The organism is Psychrobacter sp. 1U2 (genome assembly GCF_051847575.1).
The window spans coordinates 1-777 of sequence record NZ_JBPYDC010000913.1 but is presented as its reverse complement, the minus strand read 5'-3'; the positions used below and the strand labels follow the sequence as shown (position 1 = coordinate 777).

Annotated in this window: 1 protein-coding gene; it reads left to right on the top strand. The window is 41.3% G+C overall.

What is annotated here, in order from left to right; all coding sequences use genetic code 11:
* Positions 1 to 178 precede the first annotated feature (178 nt).
* Positions 179 to 777: MetQ/NlpA family ABC transporter substrate-binding protein (locus tag ACS8FD_RS19505; RefSeq protein ID WP_439277081.1), on the top strand; the 599-nt coding region annotated here is incomplete at its 3' end.

Below are 777 nucleotides of genomic sequence, written 5' to 3'. Positions count from 1 at the left end.
GCTTTTGGTAATTGGCTGGCGACTCGCTTGGATAAACGCTAAACCACTTTGTAGAATACTTGACATTGTAGCCGACTAGGTTTAATTTGACCGTCATCCGATTTTTTGTAGAGGCAGCATTACTATCCATAATGTTGCTTTTTTAATGGTTACTTTATTATTTATTTGAGGAAATATTATGAAATTAACAGATATTAGCCGTCAGTTGGCGACTGCATTTGCCGCTGTTGGTGTATCAAGCCTAGTGTTGGTCGGTTGTAATAACTCATCTGCACCAGAAGCAAATAAAGAAGCGGTTACTGAGGGTTCAACAGCTCAAACTGCTGCTAGCGATATCGATCCTGAACACACTAAAATTGTCATCGGTACGACCGAAGGCGACTTTGCTGATATGGTACGTAATCAAGTTAAAGCCTCACTAGAAGAGCAAGGTTATGAAGTTGAGTTAGTACCTTTTACTGACTATGTACGCCCTAACCTTGCACTGGCTGAAGGTGATTTGGACATCAATATCTTCCAGCATAAGCCTTATCTTGATACCTTCAAAAAAGAAAATAACCTTGATTTGGTCGAAGTTTTCCAAGTACCAACCGCGCCGCTCGGTATCTATTCAGGCAAAAAAAGCACTCTTGATGATGTCTACAAAGGCATGAGCGTCTCTGCACCGAATGATCCAAGTAACTTTGCCCGTGCCTTGGTAATGATGGACGATCTGGGCTGGATCACACTAAAAGACAATATTGATCCATTGACTGCTTCAAAAACTGATATCGCTGA